The organism is Brevibacterium senegalense, from assembly GCF_000285835.1.
Classification (GTDB): Bacteria; Actinomycetota; Actinomycetes; order Actinomycetales; family Brevibacteriaceae; genus Brevibacterium; species Brevibacterium senegalense.
The window spans coordinates 470956-486290 of sequence record NZ_HE978601.1; the positions used below are offsets into that span (position 1 = coordinate 470956).

A 15335-nucleotide genomic window follows, 5' to 3' on the forward strand; every position below is an offset into this window, starting at 1 on the left:
ACTGCAGATGCGCGGAATCATCCTGGCCGGCGGCACCGGCTCCCGTCTCCATCCCCTCACCTACGGCGTCAGCAAGCAGCTGATGCCCGTCTGGGACAAGCCGATGATCTACTACCCCTTGTCGACGCTCATGCTCGCGGGAATCAGGGAGATCCTCGTCATCACCACTCCCCACGACGCACAGGCCTTCTCCACTCTGCTGGGAGACGGGTCCAAGTTCGGCGTCTCGATCTCCTATACCCAACAGCCCAATCCGGACGGGCTGGCGCAGGCCTTCGTCCTGGGCGAGGAGTTCCTGCAGGGCCAGCCCAGCGCGCTGGTGCTGGGAGACAACATCTTCTACGGTCCCGGGCTGGGCACTCGTCTGCAGAACAAGACCTCCCCCGACGGAGCAGTCGTCTTCGGATACTGGGTGGATGATCCGCGCGCGTACGGCGTCGTCGAAGTGGGAGACCAGGGGCGGGCCGTGTCGCTCGAGGAGAAGCCGGCGGAGCCCCGGTCCAACTGGGCGATCCCCGGCCTGTACTTCTACGACAGCACCGTTGTGGACCGCGCGAAGGCACTGAAGCCTTCGTCTCGCGGGGAGTTGGAGATCACGGACCTGAACCGTTCCTACCTGGACGACGATGCGCTCACCGTCGAGCTCCTTCCGCGCGGCACTGCGTGGCTGGACACCGGGACCTTCGAGTCCCTCCACGCGGCCGGAGCTTTCGTCTCAGCGATCGAAGCACGGCAGGGGCTCAAGGTCTCGTGTCCGGAAGAGATCGCATGGCGCATGGAATGGCTGGACGACGACCAGCTCTTGGAACGAGCGCAACCGCTCAAGAAGAGTGGCTACGGTCTGTACCTCGAACACCTCGTGAGCCGAGGCCGGGACGACGGCTGAGTCCGCCTAATCCGAACACCCAGCGTGCCGCGGCCCCTGCCCGCCTCAGCTGTTCTCGCACCATGTCCGACGCGACGACCTGTCGGCCCAATTCGAGCTGCAGGTGCTCACGGTTGGCCACGACCGCATCGTGGATCAGGTCCACCAGCTGCCTCATCGACTCCACGTCCTTGAAGCGTGCCGCCCATTGCTCTGTCGTGGGCCGCCCCCGCATCATCGTCGACCACAGATGCGCACTCCGACCTGGGACGTGCTCGGCCTCCGTCGTCGCCAGGAGGAACGGCACGTGCGCACCCAGAGCGTATGCCGCATGGCGAACCGCGCTTCGCAGAGGGCCGTCCAGTTGCCCCCACCCCAACCGATAGTCGACACCGCCCAGCGCGCCATTGCGCACGGCGTGGAGCAGCAGGATGAGGCGGTGGTGGTGATCCGACGGAACCGCGCACTCTGCCCCTCCCAGCTCGCGCGGCTGGCGGGTCTGCCACAGCGCTTCGAACGTCACATGCGGATCTCGCTCCAGACCCGGAATCCAACGATGCAGATCGGTGGTCCCCCAGACGGGGTGGTAATAGGTCGCCGCATGTCCGAAGAACGACCCCGACCGGAACGAGGTGATCAGTTCCCATCCTCCGGCTCGCAGCTGCTCCTCGAATGCGCTCTGATCCTGTGGCGCGACCAGGACGTCCACATCCGTACCGCCACCGCGCTGTGAGCGCGACGCAGCGTCGAGAGCGTGCCCTTTGATGTGCATGATGCGGCTGTCCGCTCGATCTGCAAGCCACTGGACGCATGCGTGTGCGAGCCGGACGCGGGTCGGCGGCGGAGGTCCGTCGCCGTCTGACACAGAGGCCTCGCTCATACTCCGAGGTACTCACGCAGACGATCGCGCCACGGGGGTGGCGAGAAGCCCGCTTCAACGATCTTCGAGAGGTCGAGCGTCGACCGGAGGGGACGAGGCGCGATTCCATCACGGCCCGCGAAGTACTCCGCCGTCGTCACCGCAGTGACGTCGTCCACGGACCCGCCGCTCACGGCAAAGACCTCACGGGCGACATCCGCCCAGCTGACGGAGTCGCCGGAATTCGTCACGTTGTACGTTCCGTACGACGCCGCCCCGTCGAGCAGGTGGAAGACAGCGCGGGCGATGTCCACTGCGAATGCGGGCCGGCCCACCTGGTCCGAAACGACCGACGGCGAGACTCCGCGCTCACAGAGGCCCTGCATCGTCCGGACGAAGTTCGCTCCGTCACCTACTACCCAGCTCGTGCGGATGATGAAGTGTCGGTGCACGGATTCCAGAGCCAGATCGCCCGCGGCCTTCGTCTGACCGTAGACGCCCAGCGGAGCCAGCGGTTCATCTTCCCGGTGCAGTGCCTGCTCGCCGTCGAACACATAGTCACTCGAGAAGCCCACCAGCGTGACGCCTGTCCCCCGTGTCGCCCGCACCAAGCGCGCGACCGCAGCAGCGTTGACCGACCACGCGCGCCGTCGCCCGGCGGCGGTCTCGGACTCGTCCACAGCCGTGAATGCGGCCGCATTGACGACCGCGCGATAGGCACCCCATCGGATGCCGTCGAAGCACTGCGGATCCTCCAGATCGCAGTCTGATCGAGAGAAGAACTCGCAATCGCGACGTCCAGACGCGTCCGCTGCCTGTCGCAGAGCAAGGCCCACCTGACCGTCAGCGCCCAAGACCAGAATCTTCCGGGGAGCCATGGGGGCGACCTCATCGAGCATCGGGTGATGCTTGTCCTTGTCCGACATCTCCACGTCGCTCGCGGACAGGTCGATGGGCCACGGCACCGCTACAGTCGGGTCCGCGAGATTCACGAACGTGTACTCGTCGGACGCGTTGGCAGACCAGTGGTCGTTGACCAGGTAGGAGTATGCAGTGGCGTCCTCGAGGGTCTGGAACGCGTTCCCCACCCCGCGGGGCACGAAGACGGCGACAGACGGGTCGAGCTCGATCCAGCACGAGCGGCCGAATGACGGTCCTTCTCGCAGGTCGACCCACGCGCCGAAGACCCGTCCGCTGGCGACCGAGACGAATTTGTCCCACGGCTCAGCGTGGAAACCTCTGGTCGCTCCTCGGCAGGTGTTGAAGGAGACGTTGTGCTGCACCGGGTCGAAATCCGGCAGCCCCAGTGCTGTCATCTTCGCCCGTTGCCAATTCTCCTTGAACCAGCCGCGGTTGTCCTCGTGGACCGGCAGATGCAGGACGAGGAGACCGGGGACCGGCGTGGTCTCAACGCGCAGATCGGTCCTCGCGCTCACTCGACTCGCCTCACTGTCCCTGAGCCAGGTATTTCGCCTCGGTCCCGCTCTTGGCCCCGCGCCACCACGACTCGTGGTCGCGGTACCAGCGGACCGTTGCGTCCAACCCCGCAGAGAAGTCAGAGTACTGCGGCGCCCATCCCAGCTCATCGCGCAGCAGGGACCAGTCGATCGCATAGCGCAGATCGTGGCCCGGGCGGTCCGCGACCAGGTCGTAGTCGGAGGGTGAACGGTCGAACAGAGGCAGCAGCAGCTCCACTACCTCACGGTTCGATTTCTCGCCGTCTGCGCCGATGAGATAGGTCTGGCCGATCGTCCCCTTCTCCAGGATCAGGGCCACGGCGGAGGAGTGATCGTCGGCGTGGATCCAATCACGCACGTTCGCACCGGCCCCGTAGAGGCGCGGCCGGACCCCGTCGATCAGGTTCGTGATCTGCCGGGGGATGAACTTCTCGACGTGCTGGTACGGACCATAGTTGTTCGAGCAGTTCGACAGGGTCGCCGGAACGCCGAACGACCGGACCCAGGCGCGGACCAGATGATCCGAACCCGCCTTGGACGCGGAGTACGGACTTGAAGGCGCGTACGGGGTATCCACTGTGAAACGCCTGGGATCGTCCAGTTCCAGGTCGCCGTACACCTCGTCCGTGGAGACATGGTGGAATCGCACGTCATGCTTCCGAATGGCTTCCAGGAGAGTGAATGTGCCGACGATGTTCGTCTGGATGAAAGCCCCGGGGGACGCCAGCGAGTTGTCGTTGTGACTCTCCGCCGCGTAGTGCACGACCGCGTCGGCGCGTGCGACGAGCCCATCCACCAGTTCTGCGTCACAGATGTCACCCACCACGAGTTCGACGCGGTCGGTGGGTAGGTCCGCCAGCGACTCGCGGTTGCCTGCATACGTGAGCTTGTCGAGGACGACCACCCGGTCATCTGTCGTGCGGACGATGTGATGGACGAAGTTCGAACCGATGAAACCGGCTCCTCCAGTCACTAGAAGCGTGCGCGGCACAGGCCATCCTTTCGTCACGGTGGGGACTCGATTGAGTCTACCGAAACTGAAGGAGATTCAGACCCATGGAGACTGACCTCTTGACCGGCGGTCAGCGCATCCGGTTGCCGGCCGATCCCAGGTGCTGGCACGCCTCGACGATCCGCTCCGCCATCGACGCCTCTGCGGCCTTGCCCCAGGACCTCGGGTCGTAGAGCTTCTTGTTGCCCACGTCGCCGTCGATCTTGAGCACACCGTCGTAGTTCTTGAGGACATGGTCGACGACGGGACGCGTGAAGGCGTACTGCGTATCCGTGTCGATATTCATCTTGACGACGCCGTGACGCACGGCCGTCGCGATCTCGTCCGCCGTCGACCCCGACCCGCCGTGGAAGACCAGGTCGAAGGGCCGCTCCTTGCCCACCTCAGCGCCGATCGCGTCCTGGATCTCGCCTAGGAGCTCCGGCCGCAGCTTCACGTGACCGGGCTTGTAGACCCCATGGACGTTGCCGAACGTGAGCGCCGTGAGGTAGCGCCCCTTCTCGCCGGTGCCCAGCGCCTGCACGGTGGCGCGTGCGTCGTCGACAGTCGTGTAGAGCTTCTCATTGATCTCGTTCTCCACTCCGTCTTCTTCACCGCCCACCACGCCGATCTCAATCTCCAGCAGGGTGTGCGCCGCCGCGGAAAGCTCCAGGAGCTCCTCCGCGAGCACGAGGTTGTCTGTGAGGGGTTCCGCGGAGCCGTCCCACATGTGTGAACCGAAAAGAGGGTGCTCACCGTTCCGCACGCGCTGAGTGGAGATCTCCAGCAGGGGCTTCACCCACTGCTCGACGGCGTCCTTCGGCGCGTGGTCCGTGTGCAGGACGATGTTGACGTCGTAGGACTTCGCAACCTCGTGCGCGTAGACCGCGAACGCCACCGCACCGCGGACCCGGTCCTTGATGGTAGGTCCGGAGAGATACTCGGCACCGCCGGTCGACACCTGGATGATCCCGTCGGACTCTGCCTCTGCGAATCCACGGATCGCCGCGTTGATCGTCTGGGAGGACGTGCAGTTGACGGCGGGATACGCGAAGCCGTTGTCCTTCGCTCGGTCGACGAGCTCCGCGTAGATCTCAGGGGTGGCGATGGGCATGACGACTCCTTCTGTGAGACGAGTTGGCCCCATGCTTTCATCCCGGAGTGGATTCCTCCACTGCACATCCACGTATGCATGACGCGCACATACTCTGATGCCATGTCGAAAACTGTGGACTACCGCGCGATCGGCTCCTGGACGCTCTGGGACTGGGGATCGGCCTCCTTCAATGCGGTCATCGTCACCTTCGTCTTCGCCCCTTACCTCACGTCCGGCGTCGCCACGACCGAGGAGGCAGGTTCCCAAGCGCTCGGCTGGTCCACAGCCGCCGCCGGGCTCGTCATCGCACTCGTCGCGCCTGCGGCGGGAACCCGCGCGGACGCCAGCGGGAGGCACCGTTTCTGGCTGGGGTTCCACACCTTCGTCGTCGTCGGCTGCATGGCGGCGATGTTCTTCGTGAAGGACTCCCCGTCTTACCTGTGGCTGGGACTGGCATTTCTGGCCGTCGGCAATGTGTTCTTCGAGTTCGCCGAGGTGTCCTACAACAGCATCCTGCTCTCGATCTCCACCCCACAGAACGTAGGCCGCATCTCCGGGATCGGCTGGGGTATGGGGTACTTGGGCGGGTTGGCATTGTTGGTTCTGCTGCTCGTCACTGTCATATCGCCGGAGGTCGGGCTGTTCGGCGCCGTCGACGAGGACGGTCTCCGCTACCGGATCGTCGCCGTGATGGCTGCCGCGTGGTTCCTACTCTTCGCACTGCCCGTTCTCTTCCTCGCACCACGCTCTCCGGTCGCTGCAGGTGACGCGACACCGCAGCAGGAGGCTGCCCGCCGACAATCGGGGCCGACAGGGTGGATCAGACTCTTCCTGGCCGATTATCGCCGCCTCATCGGACGGATCGTCCGGATATGGCGCGAGGATCGGCTGACCCTGCGCTTCCTCATCGCGTCGGCTGTCTTCCGCGACGGACTGGCCGCGATCTTCGCGTTCGCAGGTGTACTGGCGGCTGGGTCGTATGGCCTCTCTCCCTCGGAGGTCATCCTCTTGGGTGTCGTCGCGAACATCTCCGCCGGCATCGGAGCGATCGCAGCGGGATGGCTCGATGACCGCCTCGGTTCGCCCGCAGTGATCATCACAGGGCTTCTCTGCCTCATCGCCGGCACCGTGCCCATCGCTATCTCCGATTCGCCCACGCTCTTCTGGGCGTGCGCAGTCTTCCTGTGCCTCTTCGTGGGGCCTGTCCAATCCTCGTCACGTGCATTCCTCGCTCGCATCACCCCGCCAGAGGAGGCCGGCGAGAACTTCGGGCTCTATGCGACCACGGGACGCGCGGTCAGCTTCATCGGACCCGTCATGTTCGCCCTGTTCATCGCACTGTTGGGGTACCAGCGCGCAGGCGCCCTGGGGATCGCCGCCGTCCTCATGGCAGGACTAGCATTGTTCTGGTCGATGCACCGCTCACACGCCACGTCGAATCGCGCTGATCGATCGACCAGTTAATTGATACGATCACTGGCAACAACCGCATCCGGCACACGTCGGAATGCCACGTCTTCCACACAGGAGTGTCGATGGATCAGCTGCTGAACCAGGAAGAGCGCGATTTCGCTCAGCACATGCGCGCCTTCTACCGCACAGAGATCCCGGAGGAGATCCGGTACCGCGTCGCCGTGGGCGAGGAACTGAGCAAGGACGACATCGTCACCACTCAACGCATCCTCAACAAGTACGGCTACGCGGTCCCCAACTGGCCGGTCGAATGGGGCGGTCAGGACTGGACGCCGGTCCAGCGCCACATCTGGCTCGAGGAGATGCAGCTGGCCTGCGTGCCCCAGCCGCTCGCATTCAACGCCTCCATGGTGGGGCCCGTCATCGCCACCTTCGGCAGCCAGGAGATCAAGGAGCGCTTCCTCCCGGCCACCGCGAACCTGGACATCTGGTGGTCCCAGGGCTTCTCCGAGCCCAACGCAGGTTCGGATCTGGCATCGCTCAAGACGTCCGCCGTCCGCAAGGGCGACGTGTACGTGGTCAACGGTCAGAAGACGTGGACCACACTGGGCCAGTACGGCGACTGGATCTTCATGCTGGTCCGCACCGATCCGTCGGTCAAGAAGCAGGCAGGCATCTCCTTCCTCCTCATCGACATGAAGACCCCCGGCGTCACCGTCCGCCCGATCGAACTGATCGACGGCAGCGTCGAGGTCAACGAGGTCTTCTTCGAAAACGTCGAGGTCCCCGTGGAGAACCTCGTGGGGGAGGAGAACAAGGGCTGGACCTACGCGAAGTTCCTCCTGGGCAACGAGCGCACCGGCATCGCCCGCATCGGCATGTCGAAGGTCAACCTGGCCCGCGCGAAGGCCTACGCCGCAATGACACGGACCTCCCGCGGCACCCTGCTGGACGATCCGCTCTTCTCCGCGCGCCTCACGAAGCTCGAGGCACAGCTGACGGCGCTCGAGTTCACGCAGCTGCGCATCCTCTCGACACAGGTGGCAGGCAACGACAAGCCGGACCCCCGCTCGTCCGTCCTCAAACTGCACGGTTCGCAGCTGCAGCAGGACATCACAGAACTGCTGGTCGACGTGCTGGGCCCCCAGGGCCTTGACTTCATCGACAACGCGGCGACCGGAGACGGATTCTCCGACCTCCCGCCCGCGTCCGTCGACGCGATCCGGGACTACTTCAACTACCGCAAGGTGACCATCTACGGCGGTTCGTCCGAGGTCCAGCGCGGCATCATCAGCAAGGCCATCCTGGGCCTCTGATCCACCGACTTCATTGAACTAGGAGACACAGATGGACCTTGAACTCACAGATGAGCAGCGCGAACTGAAGTCGACTGTCGCACGACTGCTGCGGACCGAATACGATCCGGCGGCGCGCGAAGAGATCCTTCGCTCGGAGAAGGGCTGGAGCGAGGAGAAGTGGGCTTCCTTCGCAGAGATGGGCCTGCTGGGCCTGCCTTTCAGCGAGGACTACGACGGCGCGGACATGGGTTTCGCAGAGGTCGCCGTCGTCATGGAGGAGTTCGGCCGCGCTCTCGTGCTGGAACCGTACCTGTCCACCGTGGTGCTGGGCGCCGGCTTCGTCGACGCGGCGGGCACCCCGGAGCAGAAGCAGTCGATCCTGCCCGCTGTGATCGCCGGCGAGAAGCTGCTGGCGTTCGCTGGGTACGAGCCCACTGGCCGGTACGACCTGAACGCACCGGCGACCACGGCCTCGGAGTCGGCCGACGGCTACACCCTCACCGGTGAGAAGTCCGCCGTTCTGGGTGCACCGGACGCACACACATTCGTCGTCAGCGCGGCGGTCGACGGCACGGTGGGCCTGTTCCTCGTCGAGGCGGACGCGCAGGGCGTCGCGGTGGACGCACGAATCCAAGCGGACGGCCTCCGAACGGGTTCTGTCACCCTGTCGGCAGCACCTGCCCAGCGCTTAGGTCACGGAGATGCGTCGGAGGTCATCGGACGCGTCATCGACACGGCCAACGCAGCGCTTGCGGCAGAGGCCGTAGGCGCGATGGAAGCATCGCTCCACATGACGGCGGAGTACCTCAAGACGCGTGAGCAGTTCGGTGCTCCGATCGGCGTGAACCAGTCGCTCCAGCACCGCGCGGCGGATGCGTACGCGACCCTGGAGGGCGCGAAGTCGATGGCGCTGTACGCGAAGCTGGCGATCACCGGCGAGGAGAACGCGGACGAGGGCGCCGGGGACGCGAAGTCCCGCCACCGCGACGTGCTCGCGGCGAAGCTCATCATCGACGAAGCATCGCGGGACATCAGCCAGGAGTCGATCCAGATGCACGGCGGCATCGGCATGACGATGGAGTACCCCATCGGTCACTACGCCAAGCGCCTCACCGTCATCCCGCGCACGTTCGACGATGTCGACACGGTGACGCAGGACCTGGCATCGCTGGGCGGTCTCATCGAGCCGCACGCGGTTGAGCTGAGCTGACCTCTGCGGTCGACCTCGCGAGGGGTGCACTGCGGGGACGTCACGATCTGTGACGTCCCCGCAGTGCACCCCTCGAGTTTTACCGAATGCGATTCGACGGTTCCTTTTGCGTACGATGACTTCACGGCAGGTGCCCCCGCTGGCACCGTCAATCGGAATGAGGTGTTGGCATGCACGTGCGCGAAGGCAGTACCGCCGACGTGACAGTTCTTGTCGTTGCCTATCGACATGCGGAGTACGTCCTGGAGTGCTTGAGAAGCATCAAGTCGCAGACTGTGCGCCCACGGAAGGTCATCATCGCGGATGATCATTCGCCCGATAACACCACTGCGATCATCGAAGACTTCCTCGCCGACAATCCAGGGTTCGGAGAACTGAGGCGAAACTGTTCGAACATCGGCCTGAACCGCACGCTCAACCAGAATCTCGCGACGATCGACACCACGTTCATGACATACATATCCGCCGATGACATCATGCTTCCCGACCGCATCGAGAGGCACGTCAATCTGATCGCGGCGCAACGCGATGCGGCGCTCGCGTACAGCGACGCAATCGTGATCGATGCGGAGTCGGAAGTCGTCCACCCCACCTCGATGATCGAGTTTCCCTGGCCGGCTGACCACGAGACCCGCGAGTACCCATTCGCAGCCCTGCTCCAGACGAACTGGGTCCCGGCAGCCTCTATCTTCTTGCGCACCGCCGCGCTCAAACGAGCCGGTGGCTACAACCCGGACATCTTCTACGAGGATTTCGAGCTGCTCGTCCGGCTGTCGAAGCGACACCGCTTCGTTTACACCGAAGACACACTTGTCGGTGTACGACGGTTGGATGACTCCCTGGGTGCTAGCGGATTCTCCTCGACAAGTCCCCGCTTCCTCTTCTCGCTGGATACAGCACTCAAGCATTATGAGGACGCAGAGGATCAGCTTGCGCGCGTCGCTGCATCACGGCGCTGGGAGATCGCAAAGCGCGCCAGCCGAACGACTATGCGACCAGCAGCATCATTCTCACTCCTCTGGCACGCTCGGTCAGGTGCTTCCAACCGTCTCGCAGTCGCGTTCCATCTTGTGCGCTGGAGCCTATTCGTCGTGACTCGCACCGCGCGTAGCACGGTGGGCGGGAAGAGCGCGACATGATTCGGACAGTCGTACAACCCGTACTTGATCTGGCCCGTTCGCGCTCCGGCGCCCGTGAAGTCCAATTCACACCAGCAACTGTCCGCGGCGGGAACATCCTCTACTACTGGTTGTGGGCTCACGCAGGACTGCGCACTGGGTACCGACGTGCCGTCCTCAACACCGACCACATGGCTTCGTGGTTGAACGAGTTCCCCGTCCTCTCGTCATTGACCACTTCACGCCACGACGTCCGGCTGTTGGATCGACGAACCTTCGCCACACGACATCATTTCGGCACCAGTTACACCGCTGACGAGAACATTGCATTCTGCAGGTGGCTTCTCGCGCATACGCCTTCGTTCGCACGTCGGATCGACTCGATGTCAATCCACGTTGACGAGCAGACATGCGTCATCAACGTGCGACGGGGAGACTACTACTCGGTGCCTGCTCACGCGGCCGAGTTCGGAATCGATATCAGACGGCATGTCGTCGAAGCTCTCAAGATCGTCAGAGGTGCCGGACGACCGACAGAAGACTTTCTCGTCGTGTCGGACGACACCGAATGGTGCCGCACACATCTGCAGGACGTGCTGCCAGCCCCCATGCGATTCCTCCCTGATCGACGGGACATGTTCGACGATCTTGCAGTTCTCGCTGCGGCCCGCAGCCTGGTGCTCGCAAACTCCACCTTTTCCTACTGGGGCAGCTTTCTGGCTCGTTCCATGAGCGACGACCACATGGCTGTCGCTCCCCCGTTGCATCAGCGCACCAGCGACGGCCGCCGAATCACCGACCTCTTCGACCCCAGATGGCACCGGACCGGGGAGTCAGCGGCCGACGGAACTATGTCGTGAGAACTGATCGCCCGCAACTCTCTGTCATCATTCCTTGCCATCAGGCGTCACGAGTGCTGCCGCTCCAATTGAATGCGCTCCGGCACCAGGTGGAGGCCCCCGCGTTCGAGGTCATCATCGTCGACAACCGCTCCACGGACGATCTCAAGGCTGTCGTCGACACACACCGGCCTGGACTCGTGAAGTCGGGGGCAACAGCGGTGCGGATTGTCGATGCACCGCTTGAGGCAGGAGTGTCCTATGCGCGAAATGTGGGAGCTCGGCACGCGAAAGCAGGACTCCTCGTCTTCTGCGATGCGGACGACTGCGTCTCCAGCAGGTGGCTCGCTGACGCAATGCTCCTCTTCACCCGAGCCGATGCATTCTCCGGGAGCGCCATCCCCGTATGTGAGAGCGAGTTCTCTCATGACGTCAGGACTCTCCACCAGATGATCGACCCGTCGCCTGGTCGTGATGAACCGTCCGTTCGCTTGCAGGAGAGCCTCGCGATCCCGATCCTCATGGGCGGCAACTTCGGAATGACCCGGGAGCTCTTCCACGAGCTCGGTGGATTCGACCAATCGTTGCCCTTCACCGGGGAGGATAACGATCTCGCATTTCGGTTGCGCGCTTCGGGTCGCCCGGTGCTGGACTCCCATGCCATGAGGATCGCATACAGGACGCGTGATGCTGGGCCAGAGCAACGACAGGTTGCTCGACGTGCGGCGTCCGTACACGTACTGCTCTGCGAACGCTACGGAGTCCGCAAGAAGTCTGCGTATCTGCAGCGCGGTCAGTTGGTCCGATCCACACTGGCGTTGCCACTTGCGGCGATCAGGATGCTCAGCGACAGTTCCACACGTGATTTTCCAGGCCTTGCATCGCGAGCAGCGAGCGTTGCGGGCTTCTGGCAGGGCATCGTGCAGTATTGCATCCTCCGGAGACTTCCGATCCCGCGCCAGAGGGTCGGACTCACTGCTCCAACCGCCGATAACGTATGACACCACCGCTTCCCACCCGCTTGGCAGCGCTACTTCGTGAAATCACGCCCGAAAGAGACACTCGTGCTCAGTAGAATCCTGACTATCTTCGCCCGCCTCGTGCCCCACCAGAACCATCGATGGTTGGTGTGGTCCGCAGCCGGGTCGCTCCTCATCGCGCTGATGGACATGGCCGGCGTCGCAGCGACACTGCCACTCATGCTCGTCGCGACGGACGCACCAGGAGCGGGCCAGATCATCGATCTGTTCAGTCGCTTCGGCCTCACTGACACGGGTGCGGTCATCATCGCTCTCGCAGGCTTCATCGGTTCGGTGTTCGTCCTCAAGAGCGTTTCTGCTCTCCTGATCCGCAGGTGGCAGCTGGGCAAACAGAACGTCCTTGAAGCGGAGGCGTCTGTCGGGCTACTCAAGCTCTACTCCTCCTCCCCCTACGACGTGCACCGAACTCGCGACACCGCCGAAGTCCAGAGACAGTTGAACTTCTCGGTGCACCAGGTCATCTCCGGCGTACTGGGTGGCCTCCTGAATCTCAGCGTGGATGGCCTCACGATTCTGCTGACCGTCATTGTGCTGGGCGTCATCTCACCCATAGGTCTGGCCACTGCCACACTCGTCTTCGGTACTACGATCGTCGGAACACAGCTCTTCTCTCGATCGCGGGCACGACGCACCGGCTTGCAGATGTCGGATCAGGAGCTCGCCGCATGGTCGTCTTTGCTCCCACTCATCGAGGGGTTCCGCGAGGTCAGACTCACGGGCAGCGCTTCGCGGTTCCTTGAGGCATTCGCATCCTCTAAACGAAAGTCCGCGATCGCGTCGCGCAATCTCTCCGTCATCTCCGAGCTTCCGAAGTACGCCCTCGAAGTATCGCTGATCTTGGGAATCGGGGCGATCGCCGCAGTCATCTCCATCGCAGGTGACCCAAATCAGACGGTGGCAGTACTAGGCGTGTTCGCTGCGGCGGCAGGACGCATCACCCCCACCCTCAATCGGTTGGCCTTCACCCTTGTGCAGATTCGCTCCGCCAGCGTCAGCGTCGAAGTACTCGAAGATGAGCTCGATACGCTTCCAAACGTTGGCTCAGTCGACTCCTCGGCCATGGAGACCGACCAGGCCGACGTGCTGTCAGGGGACATCGTTTTGAATGATGTCGGCTACCACTATCCCGACGCCCAGGATTGGTCTGTCCGACACGTCAGCACAGTTATCCCTCAAGGATCATCCGTCGCGATCGCAGGGTCCAGTGGAGCCGGAAAAAGCACTCTTCTCGATCTGGTCCTCGGCCTTTTCACCCCACGCGAAGGCTCGATCACCGTTGAGGGAGCAAGCATCCACGAGCACTCGCAGGCATGGATGCGGTCTCTGGGTGTCGTGTCGCAGGACGTATACCTGGTCAACGCTTCAGTACGCGCGAACATCGCCTTCGGTGTTCCGGACGACCTGATCGACGACGAACGATTGCGGCGAGCCATCGCTGATGCGCAGCTGGACGACCTCGTCGATGAGCTCCCGGACGGCCTCAGCACACGCCTGGGCGAACGGGGGGTCCGGATCTCCGGTGGCCAGCGCCAGCGGATCGGCATCGCTCGTGCACTCTATCGGCAACCGAAGGTCCTCGTGCTCGACGAGGCCACTTCAGCGCTCGACAACAAGACTGAGAACCTCATCACTCGCACCATCAACTCCCTGTCCGGCCAGTTGACGATTGTGATCGTGGCTCATCGACTCTCGACGATCAGGAATGTCGACAAACTCATCTACATGTCCAAAGGAACGGTCGAAGCAGAGGGGACCTTCGACGAGGTGACGGCTTCAAGCGCGGAGTTCGCGGAGCTCGTCGAGTTGGGCCGACTGAACTGACGCCCTTCGGCGGCACGACGGTCTCGGTTTCAGCACGACGTCACACACTCACATCGAAGGCGATCTTCAGCAGACAGCCCACCACTTCCATCAGTAGCCTGGCGACTCAGACTGGTCAGGACGTCGCGGCGGTGCAAAACGGCTCTGGCTGTCGCCAGACGGCGGGTGCGCACCTGGGTGAGGCCGCCCGCCCTGGTCCGGCGAGTACCCCTGCTGCGGCCACGGAGCCTGCGCTCCCGAGGCATTCAGGTTGCGCGGGGCACCTGGGGCTTGCCTGGGCGAGCCCATCGTTGGCGGACCAGAGGCCTGAGCCGGTGGTCCGACGTACCCGGTGGGCGGATTGCCGTAAGCATGCGGCTGCGGTTGTCCGGGATCCTGCGGCGCCTGCACCCCCGGGTACCCCTGCACCTGCGGTGCTCCTGCCGCTGCGAAGGGGGCACCGCCGCTGGGAGCCGGCTTCTTCTTCCGAAGCACCAGGATCAGGATCACCACACCGGCCACGATCACCAGGAACAGGACGATCCCGCCGAATAGGAACACGATGCCCCAGGGGAAGCTCGACGCTTCGCCCACGGCCGTCAGAGTGTCGCCGTCGTAGTCACGAAGATCCCAGGTCGCAGTCTTGCCTTCGATGCTTGCACCCTCTGCGGTGACGACGTTCCCCGGGAACCCGACGGACACGATGGCTTCATCGAACATCGACCGTGCGGTCGACGGCATCCCGCTGCTGCCCCCGAAGGACGAGCCGGAGTCCATGCCCGTGACCAGTGGGTTCGACATCGTGAAGGTGATCTCGCCGTCGGCCTGGCTGACCTCGATCCCGTCGACGCCCACGCCCTCCATGCCGGTGCTGCCCGACTGGAACTCGGATGCGGGGACGGAGTCGAAGGTCATCCCCATCCCGATGTAACCGTCCTCGTCCTCGACGCGCTCGACGGTCACCCCGTCGGGCATCTCCGGGTCGTTCTGCGCCTCGTCGATCGAGTCGTCCAGCTCACCGGAGGGGTCGGGGGATCCCATGTCCTCCAGCGCAACCGGGTCCACGAGGATCCTCATCGATCCGGTGAGCGTCTCGTCCGCTCCCACCTGGAAGTCGGCGTTGAACTTCACACACCCGCTGAGGGCGAAGAGCAGAAGTGTCGTGATCCCAGCGGCGAAGAACGCGCGCGGTCGGATTCGCCGAGCTGTCGAGATCATGGCGGGCTCACTTTCGACACGGAGCGGAGGGGTTCTCGCCTGGCACGATCCAACCTATCAGCGCATCATCCCGGCAGTTGGCCGAAGGTGTGGCGCCGGACCCACGCGTGCATCGCGATCGCCGCGGCCGC

General features: G+C 63.8%; 13 protein-coding genes. 8 read left to right on the forward strand and 5 right to left on the reverse strand.

What is annotated here, in order from left to right; translation table 11 throughout:
- The first annotated feature begins 7 nt into the window (after nucleotides 1-7).
- Entirely contained in the window at nucleotides 8-886 is an 879-nt protein-coding gene (rfbA, locus tag HGBR_RS05285; RefSeq protein ID WP_019158286.1) for a glucose-1-phosphate thymidylyltransferase RfbA, read from the forward strand.
- On the opposite strand, the gene HGBR_RS19350 is transcribed toward rfbA, so the two are convergent.
- The 4 genes from HGBR_RS19350 to fbaA all read right to left on the reverse strand — a co-directional run bounded on the left by HGBR_RS19350 (nucleotide 822) and on the right by fbaA (nucleotide 5319).
- Nucleotides 822-1637, reverse strand: coding sequence for a nucleotidyltransferase family protein (locus HGBR_RS19350; protein ID WP_161601841.1), 816 nt, complete (start codon nucleotides 1635-1637; stop codon nucleotides 822-824). The genes rfbA and HGBR_RS19350 overlap by 65 nt on opposite strands.
- Before the next feature lie 104 nt (nucleotides 1638-1741).
- Nucleotides 1742-3160: a sugar nucleotide-binding protein gene (locus tag HGBR_RS05295; RefSeq protein ID WP_019158288.1), complete on the reverse strand. Its 1419-nt coding sequence runs from the start codon at nucleotides 3158-3160 to the stop codon at nucleotides 1742-1744.
- A gap of 10 nt (nucleotides 3161-3170) precedes the next feature.
- The gene (rfbB, locus tag HGBR_RS05300) at nucleotides 3171-4172 is read right to left on the reverse strand and encodes a dTDP-glucose 4,6-dehydratase (protein WP_040364642.1); all 1002 of its coding nucleotides are present in this window, start codon (nucleotides 4170-4172) and stop codon (nucleotides 3171-3173) included.
- A gap of 91 nt (nucleotides 4173-4263) precedes the next feature.
- The gene (fbaA, locus tag HGBR_RS05305; protein WP_261795126.1) at nucleotides 4264-5319 is read right to left on the reverse strand and encodes a class II fructose-bisphosphate aldolase; all 1056 of its coding nucleotides are present in this window, start codon (nucleotides 5317-5319) and stop codon (nucleotides 4264-4266) included.
- 69 nt (nucleotides 5320-5388) lie between these two features.
- On the opposite strand from fbaA, the gene HGBR_RS16535 reads away from it, so the two are divergent.
- The 7 genes from HGBR_RS16535 to HGBR_RS05340 all read left to right on the forward strand — a co-directional run bounded on the left by HGBR_RS16535 (nucleotide 5389) and on the right by HGBR_RS05340 (nucleotide 14007).
- The gene (locus tag HGBR_RS16535) at nucleotides 5389-6732 is read left to right on the forward strand and encodes an MFS transporter (RefSeq protein WP_245533265.1); all 1344 of its coding nucleotides are present in this window, start codon (nucleotides 5389-5391) and stop codon (nucleotides 6730-6732) included.
- Between the two features lie 71 nt (nucleotides 6733-6803).
- Nucleotides 6804-7997 carry an acyl-CoA dehydrogenase family protein gene (locus HGBR_RS05315; protein WP_019158292.1) on the forward strand — a complete coding sequence of 398 codons (1194 nt, stop codon included), beginning with the start codon at nucleotides 6804-6806 and terminating at the stop codon, nucleotides 7995-7997.
- A gap of 31 nt (nucleotides 7998-8028) precedes the next feature.
- A complete protein-coding gene (locus HGBR_RS05320; RefSeq protein WP_019158293.1) occupies nucleotides 8029-9189 on the forward strand; it encodes an acyl-CoA dehydrogenase family protein in 1161 nt (386 codons plus the stop codon).
- A gap of 170 nt (nucleotides 9190-9359) precedes the next feature.
- On the forward strand, nucleotides 9360-10328 hold the full coding sequence (locus tag HGBR_RS05325; protein ID WP_019158294.1) for a glycosyltransferase family A protein: 969 nt from the start codon (nucleotides 9360-9362) through the stop codon (nucleotides 10326-10328).
- A complete protein-coding gene (locus HGBR_RS19355; RefSeq protein WP_083882730.1) occupies nucleotides 10325-11167 on the forward strand; it encodes an alpha-1,2-fucosyltransferase in 843 nt (280 codons plus the stop codon). Before HGBR_RS05325 ends, HGBR_RS19355 begins: the two co-directional genes overlap by 4 nt.
- On the forward strand, nucleotides 11164-12147 hold the full coding sequence (locus HGBR_RS19360; protein ID WP_161601842.1) for a glycosyltransferase family 2 protein: 984 nt from the start codon (nucleotides 11164-11166) through the stop codon (nucleotides 12145-12147). The genes HGBR_RS19355 and HGBR_RS19360 overlap by 4 nt, the downstream gene beginning before the upstream one ends.
- A gap of 198 nt (nucleotides 12148-12345) precedes the next feature.
- Nucleotides 12346-14007: an ABC transporter ATP-binding protein gene (locus tag HGBR_RS05340; RefSeq protein ID WP_161601843.1), complete on the forward strand. Its 1662-nt coding sequence runs from the start codon at nucleotides 12346-12348 to the stop codon at nucleotides 14005-14007.
- Between the two features lie 90 nt (nucleotides 14008-14097).
- Here the strand turns inward: HGBR_RS05340 and HGBR_RS05345 are convergent, their stop codons facing one another.
- Nucleotides 14098-15117 carry an LppM family (lipo)protein gene (locus tag HGBR_RS05345; protein ID WP_161601844.1) on the reverse strand — a complete coding sequence of 340 codons (1020 nt, stop codon included), beginning with the start codon at nucleotides 15115-15117 and terminating at the stop codon, nucleotides 14098-14100.
- Nucleotides 15118-15335 lie beyond the last annotated feature (218 nt).

What these genes read in the sequence shown, in the direction of transcription:
- rfbA (WP_019158286.1), top strand. Translation starts at nt 8, where the DNA reads ATGCGCGGAATCATCCTGGCCGGCGGCACCGGCTCCCGTCTCCATCCC.
- HGBR_RS19350 (WP_161601841.1), bottom strand. Translation starts at nt 1,637, where the DNA reads ATGCACATCAAAGGGCACGCTCTCGACGCTGCGTCGCGCTCACAGCGC.
- fbaA (WP_261795126.1), bottom strand. Translation starts at nt 5,319, where the DNA reads ATGGGGCCAACTCGTCTCACAGAAGGAGTCGTCATGCCCATCGCCACC.
- HGBR_RS16535 (WP_245533265.1), top strand. Translation starts at nt 5,389, where the DNA reads ATGTCGAAAACTGTGGACTACCGCGCGATCGGCTCCTGGACGCTCTGG.
- HGBR_RS05315 (WP_019158292.1), top strand. Translation starts at nt 6,804, where the DNA reads ATGGATCAGCTGCTGAACCAGGAAGAGCGCGATTTCGCTCAGCACATG.
- HGBR_RS05320 (WP_019158293.1), top strand. Translation starts at nt 8,029, where the DNA reads ATGGACCTTGAACTCACAGATGAGCAGCGCGAACTGAAGTCGACTGTC.
- HGBR_RS05325 (WP_019158294.1), top strand. Translation starts at nt 9,360, where the DNA reads ATGCACGTGCGCGAAGGCAGTACCGCCGACGTGACAGTTCTTGTCGTT.
- HGBR_RS19355 (WP_083882730.1), top strand. Translation starts at nt 10,325, where the DNA reads ATGATTCGGACAGTCGTACAACCCGTACTTGATCTGGCCCGTTCGCGC.
- HGBR_RS05340 (WP_161601843.1), top strand. Translation starts at nt 12,346, where the DNA reads ATGCTCGTCGCGACGGACGCACCAGGAGCGGGCCAGATCATCGATCTG.